This is a genomic window from Protofrankia symbiont of Coriaria myrtifolia, assembly GCF_900634755.1.
Taxonomy (GTDB): domain Bacteria; phylum Actinomycetota; class Actinomycetes; order Frankiales; family Frankiaceae; genus Protofrankia; species Protofrankia coriariae.
This window is the reverse complement of the sequence record NZ_CAAAFS010000006.1, coordinates 1-4,997: the sequence shown is the minus strand read 5'-3', so window position 1 is coordinate 4,997 and position 4,997 is coordinate 1. Positions and strand designations below refer to the sequence as shown.

At 65.6% G+C, this 4,997-nt stretch carries 6 protein-coding genes; 5 read left to right on the top strand and 1 reads right to left on the bottom strand.

The window, feature by feature from the left end; translation table 11 throughout:
* Positions 1–142 precede the first annotated feature (142 nt).
* On the top strand, positions 143–562 hold the full coding sequence (locus tag CM1CMNOD_RS00225) for a helix-turn-helix domain-containing protein (protein WP_043604302.1): 420 nt from the start codon (positions 143–145) through the stop codon (positions 560–562).
* Positions 563–618: 56 nt separating this feature from the next.
* Here CM1CMNOD_RS00225 and CM1CMNOD_RS00220 read toward each other — a convergent pair whose 3' ends face one another.
* Complete coding sequence (locus CM1CMNOD_RS00220) at positions 619–1,026, bottom strand: hypothetical protein (protein ID WP_237702926.1); 408 nt, start codon at positions 1,024–1,026, stop codon at positions 619–621.
* Between the two features lie 419 nt (positions 1,027–1,445).
* Here CM1CMNOD_RS00220 and CM1CMNOD_RS00215 point away from each other — a divergent pair, with 419 nt between their 5' ends.
* The 4 genes from CM1CMNOD_RS00215 to CM1CMNOD_RS21300 all read left to right on the top strand — a co-directional run.
* On the top strand, positions 1,446–3,035 hold the full coding sequence (locus CM1CMNOD_RS00215) for a peptide deformylase (RefSeq protein ID WP_013871653.1): 1,590 nt from the start codon (positions 1,446–1,448) through the stop codon (positions 3,033–3,035).
* 44 nt (positions 3,036–3,079) lie between these two features.
* Positions 3,080–4,009, top strand: coding sequence for a PfkB family carbohydrate kinase (locus CM1CMNOD_RS00210; protein ID WP_242625419.1), 930 nt, complete (start codon positions 3,080–3,082; stop codon positions 4,007–4,009).
* 10 nt (positions 4,010–4,019) lie between these two features.
* The gene (locus CM1CMNOD_RS00205) at positions 4,020–4,385 is read left to right on the top strand and encodes a hypothetical protein (protein WP_131771970.1); all 366 of its coding nucleotides are present in this window, start codon (positions 4,020–4,022) and stop codon (positions 4,383–4,385) included.
* 24 nt (positions 4,386–4,409) lie between these two features.
* A partial coding sequence (locus CM1CMNOD_RS21300) for a hypothetical protein (protein ID WP_207387447.1) occupies positions 4,410–4,997 on the top strand: 588 nt, incomplete at its 3' end.

Genomic DNA, 4,997 nt, shown 5'->3' with positions numbered 1-4,997 from the left:
CGATCAAAGCATGTACGCCTTGTATGAACCCATGCCAGACAGGTCTATTCGGCGAGAGGAAGCGAGTGGGCTTCATGCGAGGTTGATATGGCCGCCGAGTACCGCCTGTGGCGCCGATTGCTTGGTGGCTAATATGCGCGTCATGGCTGACCGGAAAGCGTCCGTCTACACCGCGCGTGGTCCGGCCGAGGGAGAGGACTGGGCTGCCGTGGCCGTGGCGCTCAACGAGCGGATGTCGAGCCGGCGGGTCGGTCAGCAGCAGTTGGCCGAGCTGTCCGGGGTGTCGGTGTCCACGCTGCGTCTCCTTCAGCACGGCGCCGGCCGCCGCGTGCAGAACAAGACCCTCGCCGCGATCGCCCGCGCGCTGGAGTGGCCCGACGACCACCTGATACACGTCCTGCTGTCCGGCACCCGAACCGGAGACAGCGAGGCGAGCGAGCCGACAGGCAGGGAGATCCTCGCTGTTCTGGCCCGCGTCGAGGATCGCCTAACCGAGATCCTGACCAGGCTCGCCACGGTCGAACAGGCCGTCACCAGGACAGACGGCCCGACGCCGCCCTGAAACGACGAGGGGCCGGACCCTGTGACGAGGTCCGACCCCTGCGATCTTCAGAGATGTCAGCTCAGCGCGGAGCGGTCCCGCCGATGTCGTCGACGGATCACCTGACGGCGCAGCGCATCGGCAACATCAGCCTTCCCCGCCTCGTACGCCGCGCGTTCCCCTTCGGTCATCCACCGCCGGCCGTTGCCCGCCCCCACCCGCACCGGGTCGAGTTCAAGCATCGCCCGCAGGAACGGCCCGGGAATCTGCCGTCGGGACAGCCGCGCGCCGGAGGCTTCGTAGACGAGGACCACGTCAACATCCCCAAACGCCTCAGCGAACCGCAGACCGGACGGCATCTCCGTCATCGCCGCGTGCAACGCCTGCGCCGACGAGCCCGCCGGGACCACCAGCGCCCAGGCGTCCACACCCCAGGGCAGCAGGCCCACGCCCGGTTCCTCGTCCGCCCTGCACTGGCCACTCATCCACGTCATCGTGAACCCCCGTGGCCGTTCCGCGGATTCGCTCCGGTCTGTCTGGTCCTGGTCCATGGCATCCGCCGTGCCCCTCATCCGTCGTGTCACCTCACGGTCTGGACGCCACCCCGCTCCGCGGAGCCCGGCTCTACGCGAACACGGAGCGGGGTGGCCTGCACCCAGCCTCACCCGACGACTGGTTGTCACGAAACGTCGATATGACATACACGTCTCGTATAGGTCATCGATGGGACGTCGACGCCGCGATCGGATGGCGAGCGGTTGCCGGCCGGTTGCCGAACCTGCGAGAAACGGTTGCTGCCCAAAGCCCATACCGGTTTGGCATGACCGCGTTAGTCTGTGCGTGCTTTCCGCTCACGCCACCCGCCGTGGGCGTCCGGCCCCGGTGGGACGTGGAGGTTCGCCCCGTGACGCACACTCCCGACGTGCCGGTCGGGTCGTACCGGGTGTCCGCCGAACTGTTGGCCCGCCCCGAGTTCCGCGCCGCCTGTTCCGTCCGCGACTTCGGGACGATCTTCCGCCTGATGCGCAAGTACGACGGCGCCAGCCAGGACCGGATCTCCTCTCCGGTCGACGGCCTGTCGCAGTCACGGGTGAGCCGTATCGTGCGCGGTGAAGACCGCATCGCCTCCCTGGACCTCATCGAGCGCATCGCGGACGCCCTACGCATCCCAGGCGGATACTTCGGGCTCGCCCCGCGCCGGTGGGAATCCACCGCACAGCCCGCCGGGCCGCAGCCCGTTCCGGCCCTGGCATCCCCACCGGTTGCGACTACCCCGCCCGCGCAGCCGGCCGCGTCGTCGGGTGGCCTGATCGTCGAGGTCGACGAGGCGACGTTGCGGTACGACGACGCGACGTACTACGCGCACCAGATGCGCCGGATCGTGAACACCGGCACCGAGCCGGTCACCCGCTACCTGATGCGGATCTCTGTCGACCGCTACCCGGGCGACCCCGAGCGATCAGCCCGGCTGTACCGGGCGAAACCGCTCCGGTGGGACTTCCTGCGGCTGTCCGCCACGTGCAACGGCGAGCCGATGAACTGGAAGATCAAGACCGACTGGGACGCGCTCAAGGAAGTCTGGCTCTGCTTCGAGAACTCACAGGGGCACTTTCCGCTCTACCCGGGCGACACCGCCGTCATCGAGTATTCCTACCGGGTGTCGGATGACCGGTGGGGGCCGTGGTTCCAGCGCGCTGTACGGGTCCCGACCCGTTCTCTGTCGGTCCGGCTGGACTTCCCCGCCGAGGTAGATCCGGTGGTGTGGGGCATGGAGATGTCGATGACGGCCGAGGCCCTGCCGTTCCGGACCGCGATCGCGCGCACTGAGACCGCCGGCCGCAGGGTGTTCTCATGGTCAACAGACGAGCCGCCGTTGCACGCCCGCTACCGGCTGGAGTGGAACTTCCGCGCCCAGCCCGACCCCGCCGCCGGGGCCGCCCGCCCGTCCGAGCAGATGGCCGCGGTCGGCATCGTGCAGCAGGGCGCCGAGATCCTGAGCAAGCCCGCTCGCCCGTTCGATCTGCCTGCCGAGGCCGAGGACGCCCGCCGGGTCGTTGCCGAACTCTCCTCCGCGATCGAACGGGTCTCCGCCCTGCACACCTTCGGGAAGGGTATGGGGATCGCCGCCCCGCAGGTCGGGATCAATCGCGCCGCCGCGATCGTCCGCACCGTCGACGGCGACACGATCACCTTGCTCAACCCAACCGTCATCGAGGCCAGCCCCGAGACCGACGAGCAGTACGAAGGATGCCTGAGCTTCTTCGATGTCCGCGGCCTGGTCCCCCGACCGCTCACTCTGCACGTCGAACACGCCGACATCGACGGAACACGGCGGATCATCGCGTTCGAGAAGGGCCTTGCCCGCCTGGTCGCCCACGAAATCGACCACTTGGACGGCCACCTCTACACCGACAAGATGCGCCCCGGGGTGACCCCGATCCCGGTCGAGCAGTACCGCGGAGTCGGCTCCGCCTGGACCTACACCAGCACATGACCGGCACCCACCCAGCGCGCCCTATCAGCGAGCTTCGGTTCCTCGTGGCCGGCGCCTACGTCCTCGACTGCCTGATCAGCACACCCCGCCTACCGGCATGGGGCGACGACCTACGCGCCGACGCCATGCGGACCGTCCCGGGCGGGAAGGCGCTCAACCAGGCCGTCACCCTCGCCCATCTCGGCGCCCAGGTCGCCGCCGTCGGATGCGTCGGAACCGATGTCGTGGGCGAGGCCATCAGGAGTGCGCTCCGCGCCGAGGGCATCGACGTCTCCACCATGGCAGCCATCCCCGAGGCCCCCACACCGGTCTGTGTCGTCTACACCCGCGCCGACGGGGAGAACGCCATGGTCTGGCGTGTCCCCGACGCGCTCAATGTCACCGCCGGCCACCTCATCACCGCCGTAAAAACCAGCGGGCCGGGAGACGCTCTCCTCGTCACCTTCGAGTCCCCCGACCAGGCCGCCGGAATCATCACCGCAGCCAGCGATCAGGGCATACGTGTCATCCTGAACCCCGCGCCGCTTCCCAGCGATCCAGCGGTCATCAAGGCTATCCCGTGGGAACACGTCGACATGCTGGTTCCCAACGAGGCCGAGGCCCGCGCCCTTCTTACCGGGCACTCAGCCGCACACGGCCCCGCCGAGCATCTCGCCGACGCTGTAGCTGACGCACTTGGCGTGCGGACAGTCTGTGCCACCCTTGCCGAACACGGATGTGTTCTCCGGATCGACGGCTCCACCAACGCCTACCCCGCACCACCCGCCGACGTCATCGACGTTACCGGTGCCAGCGACGCCTTCACCGCCGTACTCTGCGCCCACCTCATCGCCGGCACCAGTCCAGCCGACGCGGTCCACCAGGCCCAGGCAGCCGCAGCCCTCACCATCAGCCGTCCCGGAGCCTACGAAGCACTCCCCACCGCGACGGAGCTGCACCAACAAGCCATGGGACTGCCGAATTGCTCGATTTAGAGATCAAGTAGTGGGTGCATCCGCGCCGCGCGGCGGCTGCGCGTGGCGCTGGCGCGCCATGCTCACCGGCGCGCCGCGTATGTCCATCTCGCTCCCTGACTCTGTCATAATTCGTCACATGCGAGGTCGGTTCTCCGGGCAAGTGATCGATGCCGAAGGTGAGTTCGTTCAGGGCACCCTTCGGTCAGACGGCGATATCGTTGTTGGCGCCCGAAGATACCTTAGAGGCGGCGAAAGCTGGGAGCTCGAGGCCAAACCCGAGAACCTAGGAAATCTCTCAATACAAGACATCGTCGATTTCTCTTGTGCCACAAAAGAAGAACATTCTAGTGAAATTTCGAGCATCAGTGAAGCAGATATAGAGTTTTGTTTTTGAAGTTCTGAACGCCCAAACCCCTTTGTGATGCTTGAGTTGACAGGCGATCAGGGGTCACTTAAGTTCGATATCATAAATGACTCCGAAGAACGGGAGCTACCCGGGGCGACTCTTACTTTAATACGCAGAATTCTGGCCGATTCTGATCTAAAGTTTGTCGAGTACCACTCGCAACACTACGCGGCAGACTCGGATCGCTGGGTTGTCCGAAGCGACTTCGAGACGACTAGTATTGAGCTGGCAGAACTATGGATTATTGCGCGCAGGTTTGAGCTGCTCTTGCGCTGGCCCATCTCCGGAGAGGCCGACAAGGAAAACACGATACTCGCCCTCCGAGCAGGTCGTCCGGAGGTCATCCTTGGACTAGTCGAGAATGAGTGGCTTGACGTTAAGCAAATGCTCCCCGATATAACGACCGAGCTCGGAAAGATCGAGATGTCGAAAGACGTGGCGCAATTCGGCAATAGCCGACATGGCGGCATCCTGGTTTTTGGGTTTCGCACAAAAAGACGGCCGGGCGGAGCTGATGAAATTTGTCGATTTACGCCATTCTCGGCGTCCCTGCGAGAGCTTCGCTCCATCCGGGACATACTGTACTCGCGAATCGTAACT

What these genes read in the sequence shown, in the direction of transcription:
- CM1CMNOD_RS00220 (WP_237702926.1), bottom strand. Translation starts at nt 1,026, where the DNA reads ATGAGTGGCCAGTGCAGGGCGGACGAGGAACCGGGCGTGGGCCTGCTG.
- CM1CMNOD_RS00225 (WP_043604302.1), top strand. Translation starts at nt 143, where the DNA reads ATGGCTGACCGGAAAGCGTCCGTCTACACCGCGCGTGGTCCGGCCGAG.